The following is a 17,293-nucleotide window of genomic DNA, read 5'->3' as shown; positions in this document are numbered from 1 at the left end:
CGGAGTCTTCCCCTTGAGCACGCACAAGAGACACCTCACGCGCCGACGGGTGCTCGGGGCCTCCGCGATCGGCGTCGCCGCCACCGGCGCCGCCGTCGCGGGCGGCACCGGCATGCTGTCGTCGGCGTCCGCCGCGACCTTCGGCTACCAGGACGACGGCAAGAACTACGTCATCGACACCGGGGCCTCGCTCGTCTTCAAGGTCTCCAAGTCGACGGGCGACATCACGTCCCTCGCCTACCGGGGCAAGGAGTACGAGGGCTACGGCGGCAGGCACTCGCACGTCGAGTCCGGCCTCGGCGCCTCCACGGTCACGATCAAGCAGGTGGGCTCGACGATCCTGGCGAAGGTCGCCCACGGCGCGATCACCCAGTGGTACGCGGCCCGCAGCGGCCAGAACAACGTCTACGCCTGGACGAACAAGGCGGACGCCTCCTTCACGGCGACCCGCTACATCGTCCGCCTCAAGCCCGGGATGTTCCCCAACGAGGGCTCGGACTCCTGGATCGAGGCCTCCGACAAGGTCATCGAGGCCGGTGACGTCTGGAAGCGCGGCGACGGCACGACCCACTCCAAGCACTACTCGGGCAAGCGCGTCATCGACTACGACCACGTCGGCTTCACCACCGGCTCGGTCGGTCTGTATGTGGTGCGCTCCAACCACGAGAAGGCCTCGGGCGGCCCCTTCTACCGCTCGCTGCTGCGCCACTCCAACGACCTGGGCGCGGGGCTCTACGAGATCCTGCACTACAACCAGGCCCAGACGGAGGCCCAGCGCTTCGGCCTGCAGGGCCCGTACGTGCTGGCCTTCACGGACGGCGGAACCCCCTCGCCGTCCCTCTTCCACGCCAAGCTCGACACCTCATGGGTGGACGGCCTCGGCATCACCGGCTGGGTCGGCGCGGCCGGCCGCGGCAAGGTGGCCGGCGTCGGGCTGAAGGGGATGGACGCCAGGTACGCCTACACTGTGGGCTTCGCCAACGCGGACGCCCAGTACTGGGCGAAGGCCGCGGCGGGCACGGGCGGGTTCTCCTGCAAGGGGATGCTGCCGGGGACGTACACGCTGACCGTCTACAAGGGCGAACTCGCCGTGCACACGGCATCGGTGAAGGTCACGGCGGGCGGTACGACGTCCCTGAACAGCCTGCCGATCAGCGGTGACCCGAGCGCGGGGAAGGCCATCTGGCGGCTCGGCGACTGGGACGGCACGCCCGGGGAGTTCAAGAACGCCAGGCTGATGACGTACGCGCACCCGTCCGACGCCCGCGCGGCGAAGTGGACCGGCAATGTCACGATCGGCGGCGGCAGCGAGGCCGCCTCCTTCCCGGCGTACATGTGGAAGGACGTCAACGACGGCATCCTGGTCTACTTCAAGTTGACCAAGGCACAAGCCGCGTCCGCGCACACTCTCAGGGTCGGTGTCACGGACGCCTTCCTCAACGGCCGTCCGCGCGTCACCGTGAACGACTGGGTTTCGGCCGTCCCCACGGCTCCCGCTCAGCCCAACACCCGCTCTCTCACCACAGGTTCATACCGGGGGAACAACCATTCGTTCACCTTCAACGTCCCTAATAGTGCGTGGCAGACGGACACCTCCCAGTACAACGTCCTGAAGATCAACATCGTCAGTGGTTCGACGGGCACGGCCTATCTCAGCCCGGGCACGTCGTTCGACTGCATAGACCTGCTGACCTGAGCCCCCCTCGGTCAGCAGTTGCCGGCCAGAGCCCCCCTCGGCCGGCACAGAGAACGCCCCGCCTGTGACGACAGGCGGGGCGTTTCGTTTCCCGCGTTCAGTTCATCGTCGAACCGATGGCGGTCGAGCCGGTGGTGAGGAAGGTGGTGGCCGGGAGCGAACCGTCCGACTTCCGCGCGCTGTACGCCGTCGTGGCGTCCGTCGACTTGAAGGACGGCGCCGACACCCCGCTGTCCCAGTTGTTCGCGGCCGACACCGTCGACGAACCCAGCTTGGACAGCCCGGCCTTGTTGCTCACCGCGAGGTTCCGGGCCAGCCGGGCCTTGCCGGTGGCGAAGTAGAAGCCCGCCTCGGTGTTGGCGTACGCGGTGTTGCGGTTCAGGATGATCGCACCCGGGTTGGAGTTCTCGGTGAACCCGTGGAGCGTGTTGCCCCAGGCCGTGTTGTTGTTGACGACGTGCGCGACCGTGACACCCCCGCCGCCGAGCTTGTAGCCGTTGCCGTTGCCCTCGAAGGCCGAGTCGTTCCAGCGGTTCTTGCCGTTGCCGAACGCCCAGGAGTGCTCGATGGTGACGGGGGAGGAGAACTGCCAGAGGTCGAGACCGTCATCCGAGTTGTTGTAGAGACGGGCACCGGTGATCCTGTTGCCGGTGCCGGAACCGAACTTGACCGCGATGCCGTCGGCGTTCTGCCCGTGTCCGGCCGGGTCGTAGTTGCCGTGACTGTCCAGGTTCTGCACGAGGTTGTTCGTCGTGCCGTCGCCGCGCAGCGTGAACCCGGAGTCGCCGTTCTTCGCGGTGACGAGGTTCTTGAAGACGCCGCCCACGGACGAGGTCACAACGAAGCCCTGGGCCGGGGAGTTCTGGAAGGTCAGGTTCTGCACGGTCCAGTAGTCGCCGTAGATCCCGGCCAGCCAGGACCCGTCGGCCAGCTTGGAGCCGTCGACACTGACCTTCTCGCTGCCGTACGCCTGAAGCGTGATCCGCGCCGAACTCGTGCCGTTCGCGGTCGACTTGAGGGTCGCCGTCGGGTAGTAGGTGCCGGCACGGAGCTGGATGGTGGTGCCCGCTGCGGCGCTCTTCACGGCTGCTTCGAGCTGCGCGGTGGTGGTCACGGTGACCGTCGACGAAGCGGCCTCGGCGCCGCCGTTCGACAGGCCGAGATAGACGCCGCCCGCCCCCGCGGCGACGGCCACCGCCGCGGCGACGGAGAGCGTACGGGTCCTGCGGTGGCGTCCGGTGCTCTGACGCACGGGGCGTTCCTTTCCTAGGCAATGGAGACGAAACGGGCCGGAGGGGCCGCCCCGGCCCGTTTCTGCATCCAGGTCGCCGCCGCACCCGGAAAAGGTTGCCGCGCCCCGTGAAGATCGATCGAAAGTTTCGGTATCACCCATCCCCCGTACACCGATTGACGCGTCCCGCCCCACCGATGACACTCCGATCGAACTCAAACCCCCACACTCACACAGGATGTGTCATGCGCCCCCGCACCGCTCGCACGCTCCTGCTCCCCCTCCTCGCCCTTCTGCTCGGCCTGCTGTCGGCCCCGCCCAGTACCGCGAACTCCGGAGCCCCACCCGTGAACAAGCCCAAGTACGCCGGATATCTCTTCACCTACTTCACCGGCGAGGGCACCGCCGACGGCGAGCAGATCCGCTACGCCCTCAGCCGTGGCAACGACCCGCTGCACTGGCGTGAGCTGAACGCCGGCAAGCCCGTCCTGACCTCGACGACCGGCGAGAAGGGGCTGCGCGACCCCTTCGTGATCCGCTCCCCCAAGGGCGACAAGTTCTATCTGATAGCCACCGACCTGCGCATGTACCGGAACAGCAGCGGCAGTTGGGACGACGTCCAGCGGCACGGCAGCAAGTCGATCATGGTCTGGGAGTCCACCGACCTGGTCCACTGGACCGACCAGCGCCTGGTGAAGGTCTCCCCCGACGCCGCGGGCAACACCTGGGCGCCGGAGGCCTACTGGGACGACTCCCTCGGCGCGTACGTCGTCTTCTGGGCGTCGAAGCTCTACGCCGACGACGACCCCGACCACACGGGATCCACGTACAACAAGATGCTGTACGCGACCACGAAGGACTTCCGCACCTTCAGCGAACCCAAGGTCTGGGACGACCCGGGCTACTCGGTCATCGACTCGACGGTCGTGAAGCACAAGGACACGTACTACCGCTACACCAAGGACGAGCGGGACCCCAGTTCCTCCAGTCCCTGCTCGAAGTTCATCACCGCGGAGAAGTCGACCTCCCTGACCTCGACGAAGTACGACTTCGTGGCGGACTGTGTCGGCAGTGGCGCGATGTCGCGCGGCGAGGGGCCGACGGTGTTCAAGTCGAACACCGAGGAGAAGTGGTACCTCTTCATCGACGAGTACGGCGGTCGCGGGTACGTCCCCTTCGAGACGACCGACCTCGACTCGGGCCGGTGGACGCCGTCGACGAACTACCAGCTCCCGGCAAGTCCCCGGCACGGAACGGTACTTCCGGTGACACAGGCCGAGTACGACCGGCTGCTGGCGGCGTACCCGGTCGGTCCCGCCTCGGTCGTCGATGTGACGGCGAAGGACCAGAAGGGGTACGCCATCGTCACGGAGGCCTCCTCGAAGGTCGTCCTGCCGATGCGGCCGGACGCGGACCTCTCGCGTCTGGCGCCGAAGCTCGCGATCGGTGAAGGCGCCTCCGTCAGCCCCGGGTCCGGTACGCGCCGCGACTTCCGCAAGCCGCAGACGTACACCGTGACGGCGGCCGACGGCACCCGGCGCACCTGGACGGTGGAGGCGGCACGGACGGGGAGTCCCGTCCTGCCAGGGCTCAACGCCGACCCTGACGTGCACTATCTGAACGGCGAGTACTGGATCTACCCGACGACGGACGGCTTCCAGGGCTGGGGCGGCACGAAGTTCAAGGCGTATTCGTCGAAGGACCTGGTCCACTGGAAGGACCACGGCGTCATCCTGGATCTCGGCCCGGACGTCAGCTGGGCGGACACGTACGCGTGGGCGCCGGCGATCGCCGAGCGGGACGGGAAGTACTACTTCTACTTCTGTGCCGAGCAGCAGGTCGGTGTCGCGGTGGCCGACTCCCCCGCCGGTCCGTTCGCGGACGCGCTGGGCAAGCCGCTGGTGGCCAAGGGCGGTTCACTGAAGGGCCAGATGATCGACCCGGCCGTCTTCACGGACGACGACGGGACGTCGTATCTCTACTGGGGCAACGGCCACGGGTATGTCGTGCCGCTGAACGACGACATGGTGTCGTACGACGCCTCGAAGGTTCAGGACATCACCCCGGACAACTTCCGCGAGGGATCCTTCGTGATCAAGCGGAAGGGCACGTACTACTTCATGTGGTCCGAGGACGACACCCGCAGCGAGAACTACCACGTCGCCTACGCGACGGGACCGTCCCCGCTCGGCCCGTGGACCAAGAAGGGGACGATCCTGTCCAAGCGTCCCGAGTACGGCATCCTCGCCACCGGCCATCACTCCGTGGTGAACACGCCCGGCACCGACGACTGGTACATCGTCTACCACCGGTTCGCCCTGAACGGGCCGGGCACGGCGGGCGGGGACGGCATGCACCGGGAGACGACCGTCGACCGCATGGAGTTCGCGGCCGACGGATCGATTCTGCCGGTGGTGCCGACCCTGGAGGGGATCAAGCCGGTCAGGAAGAACTAGCTGACGAAGTACGTCGGGTTCGGGAGCTTGTACGTCCTGTCGGCGTAGCCGCCGTCCAGGTCCGAGTACTGGTCGCCGAAGTTGGCGACGATGTCGTACCCGAGGTCCTGCTCGATGTGCTTGCGGGTGCCGGACTTGTACTGCACGGTCGTGCAGGTCCAGGTGCCCGGTGTGGCGCAGGCGCTGAGGTAGGACGGCGGGTTGGCCTTGTCCTTGAGGAACACGTGGTCGGCGTCGAGGTTCACATCGGCGCCGATCTTCTTCAGGTTCTCGACGGCCGCGGAGCGCTGCGCCTCGGACAGACCCGAGTTGTAGAAGACCTCGACGCCCTTGGCCTCGGCGTACCGCACGAGCTCGGCGCTGCCGAAGACTCCCGGACGGTCGGCCCTGTTCACGTAGTCGGCCCACGTGGTGGCGTTGTACGTGTAGTTGGTCTTCTTCTCGTAGTCGAGGCTGAGCAGCAGTGTGTCGTCGATGTCGAAGACGACCGCGGGCTTGTCGCCCTTCTTCGGCGCCTTGCGGGCCGCCTTGTCGATCTGCTTCCTGGCGGCCGCGTCGAGCTTGGCCAGGTCCTTGGCGTACTGGCTGCTCGTGGACGCCTGGTAGACGCCGTTGGCGTCGAGCGTGGTGCCGTAGTAGGTGTCGATGTCCTTCACCAGGAGCCCGATGTTGTAGGGCTCGTGGGTGCTGTTCGCGGTGGACTGGCCGGCCGTGGCCGCACCGGCGCCGTAGAGGGCGGCGCCGGTGACGGCACACGCTGCGGCGATCGCCGCGATACGCAGTGACTTATGCATGACAGACGTTCTACGCGCGTCACCCCGGTGAGCGCGAGACCCGCCGGGCAAAAAACGGGTCAAGCGCCCCGGTGGGTCAGTTCATCGTGGCGCCGATGGTCGTCGAGCCCGTGGTGAGGAAGGTCGTGGCCGGCAGGGTGCCGCTGGAGCTGCGGGCGTTGTATGTCGTCGACGCGTTCGTGGAGATGAAGGACGGCGTCGCGATGCCGGAGTCCCAGTTGTTGCCGGCCGAGGTGACCGAGGAGCCCTTGCTGACCGAGCCGCCGCCGTTGCTGACGGCGAGGTTCTTGCCGAGCTTGGCCGCGCCGGTGGCGAAGTAGTAGCCCCACTTGCTGTTGGCGTAGGAGGTGGTGCGGTTGATCACGATGGCGCCCTTGTTGGAGTTCTCGGTGAACCCGTTGCCGGCGTTGCCCCAGGCCGCCGAGTTGTTGATGACGTGCGCGACGACCTCGCCGTCGCCGCCCAGCTTGTAGCCGTTGCCGTCACCCGCGAAGGCCGAGTCGGACCAGCGGTTGACGCCGTTGCCCATGGCCCAGGTGTGCTCGACGGTGACGGGCGAGGAGAAGGACCAGAAGTCCAGACCGTCGTCCGAGTTGTTGTAGAGGCGGGCACCGGTGATCAGGTTGCCGGTGCCGGAGCCGAACTTCACGGCGATGCCGTCGGCGTTCTCGCCGTGGTTGGCGGGGTCGTAGTGGCCGTAGGAGTCGATGTTTTTGACCGTGTTGTTGACGGTCCCGTCGCCGGTGAGCGTGAAGCCGGAGTCGCCGCCGTTGATGGTCTTGATGTTGTTCCACACCGTGCCGGTGCAGGACTGGCAGACGACCGCGCTGTCCGGGGAGTTCTGGAAGGTGATGTTGGAGACGTTCCAGTAGTCCGCGGTCAGCTTGAAGATCCAGTCGCCGTCGGGCAGGTTCGAGCCGTCGATCTTCACGGTCTCCGAGCCGTAGGCGGTGAGCTGGACCGGCGAGGACGAGGTGCCGTTGGCCGTGGACTGCAGAGTGGCCGTCGGGTAGTAGGTGCCGCCGCGGACCTGGATGACCGTGCCGGCGGTGGCGCCGGACAGGGCGCTGGTCAGCTCGGCCGAGGTGTCCACGACCACGGTCGCGGCCTGCGCCTGGGTGGGGAGGACGGCGACGGCGGTGCCGAGGGCGAGGGCCGTAGTGGCGATCAGAGCGGTACGACGAGACATGGAGTGCGGTCCTTTTCTCGTTCGGACGGGGATGGGGATGGGACGGTGAGTCAGAGGACGTGGTCGAGCCAGTGGAAGACCTCGTCCTGCATGCGGTCGACGAAGACATGGCCGAGATCGGGCCAGGTCTTCAGACGCAACCGCTCCTCGGCGTGGCACGAGTGCCAGACGGCGCGCAACGTGTCGTACGCGACTTGGACACCGTCGGCGGGGAACAGCGGGTCGAGCCCGCCGTCGAAGAAGAGCATCGGCCTGGGGGCGGCGATGCTCGCCACGTCGGGGAAGTCGAGGAACCGGGACAGGCCCGGGTGGAGCATGTAGTACGACGACTGCCCGCGCAGCGTGTTGTTGCCGGGCACCATCATTTCCCTGAGGCCGGTCATCCAGCAGACGGCGGCGGTGGCCGCGATGTCGTGGCTGAGCGCGGCGGTCTGCCAGGCGCGGTAGGCGCCCATGGAGAAGCCGAGGGCCCCGACCCGGCGCACGCGCTTCAGGCCGGCCAGGAAGCCGGCGGCGCGGGCGTCCTCGCGGGCCATGAGTCCGGCGAGCGAGGAGCCGAGATGGTAGAAGTTGCCGGCCAGGGCCTGCTGTTGGTCGTAGGCGATCGGGCCGCGGTCCCCCCAGCCCGGGGCGTCCAGGCACAGCACGACATATCCGCGCCGGGCCAGCTCGTCGCCCACGAACCGACCACTGAAGTACCTGTCGGCCCACGCCTGGGCGGAGGCCAGCCGGGTCTCGTCGTACCAGGGCCGGACGAGTTTCTCCTTGCCGATGCCGAACTCGGATCCGTGATCGTGGAAGAGGAGCACGGCGGGGAAGGGGCCGGGGCCGCGCGGGGTGAGAAGGACGCCCCGCACACGCTCGTACCGTGTGAGGGAGAGCGTCACCAACTCCTGAATGTAGGAGTCGGTTCGGGACGGCACGCCGTACTCCGGGGCGTACGGTGTGTCGTCCTGCCGCTCCACCAGGAGGTGTTGCTCGACCTTGGCGCGGGCCACGAGCCGCCAGTCACTGAAGTTCCGGACCGGCGAATTGCCCCAGGCGAGCGGGAAGGTGAGCTCCTTCCGCAACGCCGGGTACAGGCTGTCAGGGGTGGTCATACGGCCTCCCCGCGCCGGCGTGGGTCAGGACGTGGTGCTCGACCGCCGCCGGGGACGTGAGCGGCCGGTAGTCGTAGATGCCGGCCGGGTCCCCGCCGACGTCGTCGGTCGGTCCGAGGCCGCTCGCCACCGTGTTCAGCCTGGCCGGGCGGCCGTTGAACCAGGAGCCGGTGTCGTGGAAGTGCTCGCCGCCATAGGCGGCCAAGGCGAGGATCGGGTCGTACCGGAAGACATTGCGCTCGGAGTAGATCGCCGACTCCACACCCACGCCCAGGGCGTAGAGAGGTGCCTGGCCCCGGTAGACGTTGATGACGACATGCACCTGTCCGAAGCGGGCCTTCTCCTTGTTCGACCCGGTCTGCCGCAGCTGCCGCTGCTGTTTGCAGTAGTCGTGGCGGGTGTCGGACCAGGTGGTGCCGTCCTCGCCGAAGCAGGACATGTACTTGGCGAGGTCGTATCCAGGGGCGTAGTCCTGCTCGCCGAGCAGTGAACCGTCGTCCGCCTCATGGCCGTTGATGTCCCCCACGGCCCGGATCACCTTGGGCGCGGTGGGATCGCCCGCGTTGGCGAGGGCCTCCTTGAGCTCGGCGCGGGTGCGCACCGTCCAGACGGTGCCGCCCGCCCCGCCCGTGGTGCCGGTGCCGGTGGAGGCCCAGCCGACGGGACCGCGCTCGGTGGCGGCGGCCTGCGGTGCCCAGCCGAAGGCCAGGCACACGCAAGCGAGGAGGGCCGCGGCGGCCCTGAGCGTCGAGTGCACCACCGTGCCCCGCAAGGGGCGCGGGGAACTGCGCGGCCGGCCCCCACCGGCCCGCGGCGAACGAACCGCGTGTCCGGCGGAGCGCTCAGGCACGGGGCCGCCAGTCGCCGAGATACGTGGCCTTGGTGTGCGACTCGGCCTGGTCCCGGGTCAGTTGAGGCCTGTTCTCCGGCACCGGGATCACCGCGCCGGGGCCGGAGTTGCGGTACTCCCGAAACCGCATGGTCTGCCAGGGATACGCCTCCCGCATGTTGGTGTAGGGCGCGACGGGGTCGATGCCGGGCCCGATCCGGGTGTCCCGCACGACGAGGGACGGCCAGGCGGTCGTCTCGTACGACGGGACCCACGGCCGGGCCAGCTTGTACGCCGCGTCCTCGGCGCCCGAGGTGATGCGGGAGCGCAGAGCGAGGATGCCGTAGGGGTTGGCGCGGGCGGTGGACGGGGCGAAGACCATGCCCTTCGGGGTGAAGGCGACGTCCCGCTGGAGGGTGTGGAAGTGGCACTCCTCGAAGACGGCGGTGGCCCGGCCGAAGACGAAGTCGACGTCGCCCTCGATGTAGCAGCGGTGGAAGTACTGCCGGTCGAAGGAGGTGAGCGCGGTCGTCTCGACGAACAGGGTGTCCTGGTGGGCGAGCAGCCGGACGTTGTCGAAGTGGGTGCGGTCGCCGTAGGTGTACGAGGCCACCGCCTGGGTGCCGGTGTAGTCGGGGTGGTCGGCGCGCAGCCAGTCGTTGGCGAGGGTCAGGTCACGGACGGTCAGACCGGGGGCGGCGGAGGTGAAGGTGGCGGAGCCCGCGGTGCCGTAGGTGCCCGAACCGTCGGGCTTCGGCGTGCCGTTGGCGTTGTTGTGGACGATCACGGCGTCGCGGGGGTCGCAGGAGGCACCGCGCAGGGTCAACTCGGCCTTGTCGGCGGGCACGTCGACGACCTCGCGGTACGTCCCCGGGTGCACGACGATCGTCCAGCCCGGGCCGTCCACCGCGTCCACGGCCGCCTGGACGGAGTCGCCGGGGCGGACGTGCAGGACCCGGCGGGCACCGGTGGCGAGGGCCGGCGTGGCGGCTCCCGCCGCGAACAGGCCCGTAGCCGCGGCGAGAAGGGTGCGTCTGCGCATCTCAGCACCCCTGCTTCCACGGCTGCCAGTCGCCGAGGTAGGCGGCGCGGGTCGCCGACTCGGCCTGGTCGTCGGTGAGTTGGGGCCGGTTCTCGGGGACCGTGATCACCGCGCCGGGTCCTGTGTTGCGGTACTCGGCGAAACGCTGGCTCTGCCAGGGGAAGCTGTCCGACATGTTGGCGTAGGGCGCGACCGCGTCGATGCCCGCGCCGAGCCGGCTGTCCCGGACGGTGAGACCGGGGCGGGCGGTGGTGTCGGAGCTGGGCACCCAGGGGCGGGCCAGCTTGTAGTAGGCGTCGGGGGCCTCGCTGCTGATGCGGCTCCTGGTGACCAGGTAGCCGAGCGGGTTGGCGCCTGCCGTGGACGGCGCGAAGACGAAGCCGTACGGGGCGGAGGCCAGGTCGGTGCGGGTCAGCGTACGGAAGTGGCACTGCTCGAACACGGAGGTGCCCCGGCCGAAGACGAAGTCGACGTCGCCCTCCACGTAACAGTGCGAGAAGTACTGGCGGGCGAAGACGGCCAGGGCGGCGGAGTCCGCGTACAGGGTGTCCTGGTGGCCCAGGAAGCGGCAGTGGTGGAAGGCCGAGCGGTCGCCCAGCACCTTGATGGCGACGGCCTGGGTGCCGGACACGCCCGGGTGGTCGGCGCGCAGCCAGTCGTTGGCGAAGGTGATCCAGCGGGCGGTGAAGCCGTCGGGGCGGACCAGGGTGGTGGCCGATCCGGTGGTGCCGTAGGTGCCCGAGCCGTCGGGCTTGGGGGTGCCGGCGGCGTTGTCGTAGACGATGACGACGTCACGCGGATCCTCGCTCGCGCCGATCCAGGTCAGCTCGGTGGCGGTGGCCGCGACGGCGACCGTCTCCCGGTAGACACCGGGGGCGAGGACCAGGGTGTACCCGGTGGCGGTGACCGTGGTGACGGCGGCCTGGACGGTGGTGAAGTCGCCGCGGCCCTGAGTGTCGACGTAGAGCGTGGTCGGGGTCAGCCGGGCGGCCGGGGAACCGAACCGGCCGAAGGGGCGCCGGCCGCCCGCGGAGGCGGGCGCGGGCGCGAGGCCGAGCGCGGCGGCCGCACCGGCGCTCGCGGTCAGGAAGCCCCTTCTGGACAGGGGGAGTCGGCGGTGGGGCGAGCGCATGGAAAGGCTCCTTGGCTGTGCGGCTCTTCGGGGATGTGCGTGGTGTTTCCTCGCCGTGGGGGGTGTGGGCCGGGGCGGGCGGGCGCGCTCGAGGTGGTGAGTGCGGTGCGGGCCGCCCCGGCCGTTCAGGAGGCGGGTGTCAGCAGATGCGGCCGGCGCCGGCGCCGCGGTCGACGATCCCGGGGACCTTCTTGACCGGGTCGATCTTCGTGCGCAGGGTCGGTGTCCAGCCGGCGCCGGACTCGAGGGCCTCGGCGGGGATCTCGGCGTTGTGGACGGCGATCAGGTCGGTGAGCTCGCCGTTGACGTAGTTGTCGGCGGCGGTGACCGGGGAGACGTTCCAGCGCTTGAGCACCTTGGCCGCGCTGACCCCCTGCGGCAGTGTGAACGCGTTGTGCTCGGCGACGAGTTGGGACTCCTTGCCGATGCCGAAGCTGTAGGCGTAGTCCTCGTTGGCCACGAAGTGGTTGTTGTAGGAGTCGACCTGCCCGAACCGCACGCGTGGGGCCCGCTCGACGAGGTCGGAGAACTGGTTGTGGTGGAAGGTGACCTTGAGCTTGCCCCGGTCGCCCACCGCCGTGGACTCGCTGTCGCTGTTGCCGATCAGGATCGTCTTGTCGTGCTCGGTGAAGACGTTCCAGGAGGCGGTGACGTAGTTGGAGCCGCGGACGATGTCCAGCTCCCCGTCGTGCTGCTGGTAGAGCATGCCGAAGTAGGTCGGCGCGGCGCTGTCGGGGTGGGCGCCGTCGGTAAAGGTGTTGTGGTCCATCCACACATGGGTGGAGCCGTAGACGACGGCGGTGTCGTACTCGGAGTTCCAGTTGCCGTTGGCGCCGTCGGTCGGGTCCCACTGCGGGAAGCAGTCGATGGGGCTCTCGAAGGCGAGGTTGCGGATGATGACGTTGTCGACGGCCTTGATCTGGAGGCTGGCGCCCTTGATCCCGGCGTTCTTGCCGATGCCGATGATCGTGGTGTTGGAGGGGACGTTGGCCTTGATGGCCTTGTCCTGGTTGGCGGCCGAGGTGCGGCGCAGCCCCTCGGGGCTGTCGTCGGGCTCGGCGCTGAGGTCGGTGTCGAGCCCCCAGGTCTCCGGCGCGTACTTGGCGAGGTAGGCGTCGAAGTCGTATCCGGCGGCGGCGAAGGCGTCGCAGCCCTCGGAGACGGCGTCGATCGTCCCCTTGACCTTGATGATCTTCGGCGCGTCTCCGCCGGCGGCCAGGGCGGCCTTGAACTCGGCCCAGGTGGAGACGGTGTGGACGTGGGCGGCGTCGGCCTCGGCGCCACCGGTGGTCCCCGTCCCGTAGGAACCCCAGCCGTCACCGGCCGGGAGGGTCTGCCGGGCGACGTCACGACCGCTCGCCTGGGCGCCGGGTCCGGTGACGGTCAGCACGAGCGCGGTGCAGCCGACGACGGCGGCGGCACGCGCCACCTTGGCCGCTATGTCATGCCCATGCCATTTCTGTGTGCTCATTGTGCGGCTCTCTCTTCCGGTTCAGAGGGGTTACGCGGTGGCTTCGGGCCAGGTGATCCAGGACGTGGGGATCTCCTGGTCGAGCCGCCGCACGTCCTGCGGGCGCAGCACCCGGGTGCGCAGCAGCTCCTGCGCCACGAGCCGCGCCACGGCGATGGCACCGGGCGGGTTGAAGTGCGTGTTGTCCTGCTCGGTCGCGGTCCAGTTGAAGTACGTCTTCGTCTCCTCGACCCCGAGCTTCTGCCACAGCGCGAGGGACAGTGCCTGGATGTCGAGCAGCGCGACCCGCTCCTCCTCGGCGAGCGCACGCATCGACGCCGGGTAGTCGCCGTGGGTCGGCACGGCGTTGCCGGCCGTGTCGAACTTCCGGCGCTCCACAGAGGTCGCGAGCACGGGCCGGGCCCCACGGGCGCGGGCACCGTCGATATAGAGCCGCAGACAGTCCTGATACGTCGTCCAGGGCTCGGTGTACCGAGTCGGATCGGCGACCTTCTCGTCGTTGTGCGCGAACTGGATGAGCAGGAAATCCCCGGGCCGGATGGCCCCGAGAACGACATCGAGCCGACCTTCATCGACGAAACTCTTCGAACTCCGCCCGTTCACCGCGTGATTGGAAACGGGCCGGTCCTTGTGAAGGAAGAACGGAAGCGCCATACCCCACCCGGTCTCGGGAGCGGCGTCGGCGTATTTCTGAGCGGCGGTGGAATCACCGGCGATGTAGATCGTCCGGGGCCGACGGCTTCCGGCGGAAGCGGTACCGGTGGCCGCGAAGGAGAGCGGAACGGCGGCGAGGGCCGCTGTGGTGACCTGTCTGCGGGTAAGTGACACAGGAATGCCTTTCGTTGACGTCCCTAGGGGCGCGGGGAACTGCGCGACCAGCCCCAACCGGCCGGCAGCTCCCCACAACCCCAACCACCCGAACTCTTAGCCGTTCTGCGACTTCCACTCGGCCTGAGCCTCGTTCAGCTGGTCCGCCAGCGTGTCGAGGAAGTCCTTAGCGCTCATCTTCCCGAGCAGCACCTTCTGGAAGTTCGGCTCGTTGTCGGCCTTCGAGATGGTGCCCCAGTCGGGCAGGTAGTACGGCAGCTGGACAATGCTGGTGGAACCGTCGGTCAGCGCGGCCGCGGCCAGCTTGGTCGGCTCGGCCTTCGAGATCCACGCGTCCTGCGCCGCCTCGTTGTTCGCGGGCACCTGCCCCGCGGACTCGTTGAACTTCGAGTTCTCCGCGTGCGACAGCGCGAACTCGATGAACTTCCAGGCCGCGTCCTTGTTCTTGGAGCTCTTGAACAGGCCGATGCCGTCAACGGGGTTGGAGACCTGGACCCGCTTTCCGTCGGCCCCGGTCGGCTGCGGAATACCCCGGAACTTCTCGACGCCGAGCGCCTTCACATGGTCCTGGTACGACCCCAGGTTGTGGTTCAGCATTCCGATCGTGCCGGAATCCCACTGGGCGACCATCTTGGTGAAGTCGTTGTTGAGGTCGGCGGCCGGGGTGTCCTTCTTGAAGAGCGCCGCGTACTTCTCCAGCGCCTCCACGTTCTTCGGGTCGTTGACCGTGGTCTTGTCGCCGTTCCAGAACGACGTGAGCCCGGACTGCCCGTACATCGCGTCCAGTGCCTGCGCGATGGACCCGGCGCCGCCGCGGATCGTGTAGCCGAACTCGTTCTTGCCGGCGTCGGTGAGCTTGTCCGCCGCCTCGTAGAACTTGTCCCATGTGGCCGGCTCGTCCAGGCCCGCCTTCTTGAACAGGTCGGTGCGGTAGTAGAGCACACCGTTGTTCGCGGAGGTCGGGATCGAGTAGAGCCGGCCGTCACCGCCGCCGGCGGCCGTCAGCGACTCGACCATGTCCTCGTTGAGCTTGCCGTTGAGCGAGGACTTGGCGAGCCGGTTGTCCAGCGGTTCCAGCGCGCCCTGGGCGGAGAACCCCGCGAGCATCGCCGCGCCGACGCCACCGACGTCCGGCAGGCTGTCGGCCTGGATGGCGGTGTCCACCTTGGACTGGTAGTCGGTGGAGGGGATACCGACGTACTCGACGTCGATCTTCGGGTTCGCCTTCTCGAAGTCGGCGATGACCTCCTTCCAGATGTCGGTGCGGACACCACCGTTGTTGTCCCAGAAGACGATCTTGCCCGTGCCGCTGCCGTCGTCGCCCTTGTCACCCGTGCTGCTGCCGTCGTCACCGCAGGCGGTGGCGGTCAGCGCGAGGACGGAGCCCAGGGCGACCGCCACGGCGGCTCGCCTGCTTCTGCGGATGCTGATCTTCATTGGTCGGCTCTTTCTTCTGGGTCAGTCTCAGCTGGATCAAGCGGTGAACTGCTGTGTCGAGATATGGAGTTGTGGGGGTCAGTGGCGGGCGTACGGCGCCCAGTCGTCGCTGCCGCGGAGGTAGTCGGCGACGGTGTGGGCGCGGGCGTCCGGCTCGCTCATCTGCGGCCGGTCCGCGGTGACTTCGGCGCCGGGCCCGTAGTTGCGGTATTCGGTGAACCGGGCGTCCCTCCACGAGAAGCCGCTCATGTCGGTCCACGGGGAGGCCTTGATCGCGGCCGGCAGCTCGGTGTTGCGGATCAGGACCTGGGCGACGGCCTCCGGTTCCCCTCCCGGATGCCAGGGCCTGCCGAGGTGGAAGGACCCGGCCAGCGCGTCGCTGACGATCTTCGAGCCGGTGATCAGGAACCCGTACGGGTTGCCGGTCCACGTCGAAGCCGCCGTGATGTAGCCGTTGTTGGTGTCCGAGCCCCGGCTCAGCGCCTTGATCACCGACCGCTCGATCACGGTCGTCGCCCGTCCGTAGACGAAGTCGACATCGCCCTCGATGTACGAGTCGCGGACATAGACCCGGCTGACGGTGGTCAGCTTGGGGCTGTCGGTCATCAGGGTGTCCTGGTTGCCCAGGAAGGCGGTGTCCTCGAAGACGATCCGGTCGCCGGTCGTCTTCATCGCCAGCGCCTGCTCGCCGTTCAGCTCGACCGCGGCCTCGTCGAAGTCGTTGCTGAAGGTGAGGTTGCGCACCGTGACGTCGTTCGCGGCGATCCGCACGGTGGCACTGCCGGTCGAACCGCCGTACGCGGCGGGCGTGTCGTAGACGATGACGGTGTCGGACCGATCTTGTCCAGTCCCCTGCAGCACGATGTTCGGCTTGGTCGCGGGGATGAGGACCTTCTCGCGGTAGGTCCCCCGCGCGACGGCGATCTTCACCGCCTCGGTGTTCCCGGCCGGCACGGCGTCCACGGCGGCCTGCACGGTCGCGTAGTCGGCCGGGACGTGCAGGGTCACCGCGCCGATCTGCTTCCGGGGCCCGGAGAACCGCGTCACCAGCGCCGGAACGGCGGCGGCCGGGTCCAGCCGGTAGGCGTAGAACCCCCGGGGGTCAAATGCCGTGCCCCATGCGTCGGTTCGCCCGGCCGTGTTCTTCAGGATCGATCCGCGCTGCACCAACTCGGCCGTGGCATCGGCCTGGTAGGGGTGCTGGACGCCGTCGTAGTAGCTGTTCTCGATGACCATCCTGGTCCTGCCGCGCGACCAGTTCCCGTACGTCCACGTCGGGTCCCCGTCGGCGACCTGGGCCGAGAGGTAGTTGTTGTAGAGGTGGGCGTAGGCGCAGTTGTCCGCGGAGGGGTTGCGCTGCTTCGTCCCCGTGAACCAGTTGTGGTCGATCGTGATCTCGGTGAGGACGTTGGTGGTCCAGCCGATCCCGAACGCCTTGTTGTGGTTGGTGAACTGGTTGTAGGAGACGGTGATGTACCGGCTGTCCTTGCGGATGTCGAGCAGCCCGTCGCCCATGTGCGTGAAGCGGTTGTGGTCGATCCAGACGTGTTCGACGGTGTCCATCTGGATGGCGTCGAAGTCGGTGGTCTTGCCGTCCCAGTCGCCCTCGACGTAGGAGTCCCGGATCGTCAGGTTGCGGATGATGACGTTGCTGGTGCCGGGGTTGAGGTGCAGCTCGCCGTGGACGATCTCGCCGGTGTCGCCGACGCCGATGATCGTCTTGTCCGAGGCCACGACGATGTCCGAGCCGAACGGCTCGACGGCTATCGCCCCCGACACCCGGATGACATACGGCTCTTCGGCCGCCGCGTACCGGGCGAGCGAGGCCTGGTCGGTGACGGTGACGACCTTGCCGCCCGCCCCGCCGGTGGTGCCGCCGGCGAGGGAGGCGAAGCCGTGCGGCTGGTCGGTCCAGCGGGGAGCGGCCACCGGCGAGGGTCCTGCCGAGGCGTCGGCTTCCCCGCTCGCCCCCAGCACGAGGGCGGCCAGCAGGCCCACGACGGTGGCCAGGACTCTGCCGGGACCGAGTCCCGACAAGCGCTTGCTATGGAGGTGCGTCATTGCGGCTCCCAACAGGCGTACAAGAAT

The 17,293-nt window shown here is 68.4% G+C and carries 13 protein-coding genes; 2 read left to right on the top strand and 11 right to left on the bottom strand.

Features of this window, described 5'->3' with window-relative positions; translation table 11 throughout:
* Positions 1-13 precede the first annotated feature (13 nt).
* Complete coding sequence (locus tag TN53_RS07735) at positions 14-1,696, top strand: rhamnogalacturonan lyase B N-terminal domain-containing protein (protein ID WP_046257654.1); 1,683 nt, start codon at positions 14-16, stop codon at positions 1,694-1,696.
* A 97-nt stretch (positions 1,697-1,793) separates the two neighbouring features.
* On the opposite strand, the gene TN53_RS07730 is transcribed toward TN53_RS07735, so the two are convergent.
* Entirely contained in the window at positions 1,794-2,948 is a 1,155-nt protein-coding gene (locus tag TN53_RS07730) for a right-handed parallel beta-helix repeat-containing protein (RefSeq protein WP_046257653.1), read from the bottom strand.
* Positions 2,949-3,172: 224 nt separating this feature from the next.
* On the opposite strand from TN53_RS07730, the gene TN53_RS07725 reads away from it, so the two are divergent.
* Positions 3,173-5,383 (top strand): family 43 glycosylhydrolase, encoded by a 2,211-nt coding sequence (locus tag TN53_RS07725; RefSeq protein WP_046257652.1) that lies wholly within the window; start codon positions 3,173-3,175, stop codon positions 5,381-5,383.
* Here the strand turns inward: TN53_RS07725 and TN53_RS07720 are convergent.
* The 10 genes from TN53_RS07720 to TN53_RS07675 all read right to left on the bottom strand — a co-directional run bounded on the left by TN53_RS07720 (position 5,380) and on the right by TN53_RS07675 (position 17,266).
* The gene (locus TN53_RS07720; protein WP_046257651.1) at positions 5,380-6,177 is read right to left on the bottom strand and encodes an HAD family acid phosphatase; all 798 of its coding nucleotides are present in this window, start codon (positions 6,175-6,177) and stop codon (positions 5,380-5,382) included. The genes TN53_RS07725 and TN53_RS07720 overlap by 4 nt on opposite strands.
* 76 nt (positions 6,178-6,253) lie before the next feature.
* Positions 6,254-7,366 (bottom strand): right-handed parallel beta-helix repeat-containing protein, encoded by a 1,113-nt coding sequence (locus TN53_RS07715; RefSeq protein ID WP_046257650.1) that lies wholly within the window; start codon positions 7,364-7,366, stop codon positions 6,254-6,256.
* Positions 7,367-7,416: 50 nt separating this feature from the next.
* Entirely contained in the window at positions 7,417-8,466 is a 1,050-nt protein-coding gene (locus TN53_RS07710; protein ID WP_046257649.1) for a dienelactone hydrolase family protein, read from the bottom strand.
* Entirely contained in the window at positions 8,453-9,238 is a 786-nt protein-coding gene (locus TN53_RS07705) for a hypothetical protein (protein WP_052745155.1), read from the bottom strand. Before TN53_RS07705 ends, TN53_RS07710 begins: the two co-directional genes overlap by 14 nt.
* A 70-nt stretch (positions 9,239-9,308) precedes the next feature.
* The gene (locus TN53_RS07700) at positions 9,309-10,337 is read right to left on the bottom strand and encodes a pectinesterase family protein (RefSeq protein ID WP_046257648.1); all 1,029 of its coding nucleotides are present in this window, start codon (positions 10,335-10,337) and stop codon (positions 9,309-9,311) included.
* Between the two features lies 1 nt (position 10,338).
* Complete coding sequence (locus tag TN53_RS07695; RefSeq protein WP_046257647.1) at positions 10,339-11,469, bottom strand: pectinesterase family protein; 1,131 nt, start codon at positions 11,467-11,469, stop codon at positions 10,339-10,341.
* A gap of 139 nt (positions 11,470-11,608) precedes the next feature.
* On the bottom strand, positions 11,609-12,940 hold the full coding sequence (locus tag TN53_RS07690; RefSeq protein ID WP_046257646.1) for a pectate lyase family protein: 1,332 nt from the start codon (positions 12,938-12,940) through the stop codon (positions 11,609-11,611).
* A gap of 30 nt (positions 12,941-12,970) precedes the next feature.
* A complete protein-coding gene (locus tag TN53_RS07685; protein ID WP_046257645.1) occupies positions 12,971-13,768 on the bottom strand; it encodes a rhamnogalacturonan acetylesterase in 798 nt (265 codons plus the stop codon).
* 96 nt (positions 13,769-13,864) lie between these two features.
* Positions 13,865-15,205 (bottom strand): ABC transporter substrate-binding protein, encoded by a 1,341-nt coding sequence (locus TN53_RS07680; protein ID WP_046257644.1) that lies wholly within the window; start codon positions 15,203-15,205, stop codon positions 13,865-13,867.
* 78 nt (positions 15,206-15,283) lie between these two features.
* Positions 15,284-17,266: a pectinesterase family protein gene (locus tag TN53_RS07675; RefSeq protein ID WP_046257643.1), complete on the bottom strand. Its 1,983-nt coding sequence runs from the start codon at positions 17,264-17,266 to the stop codon at positions 15,284-15,286.
* Positions 17,267-17,293: the final 27 nt, after the last annotated feature.

It is taken from the genome of Streptomyces sp. WM6386, from assembly GCF_000972385.1.
In the GTDB taxonomy this organism is placed as follows: Bacteria; Actinomycetota; Actinomycetes; order Streptomycetales; family Streptomycetaceae; genus Streptomyces.
Note: the sequence above shows the minus strand (reverse complement) of the source record. Positions and strands in the feature narration are given on the sequence as shown.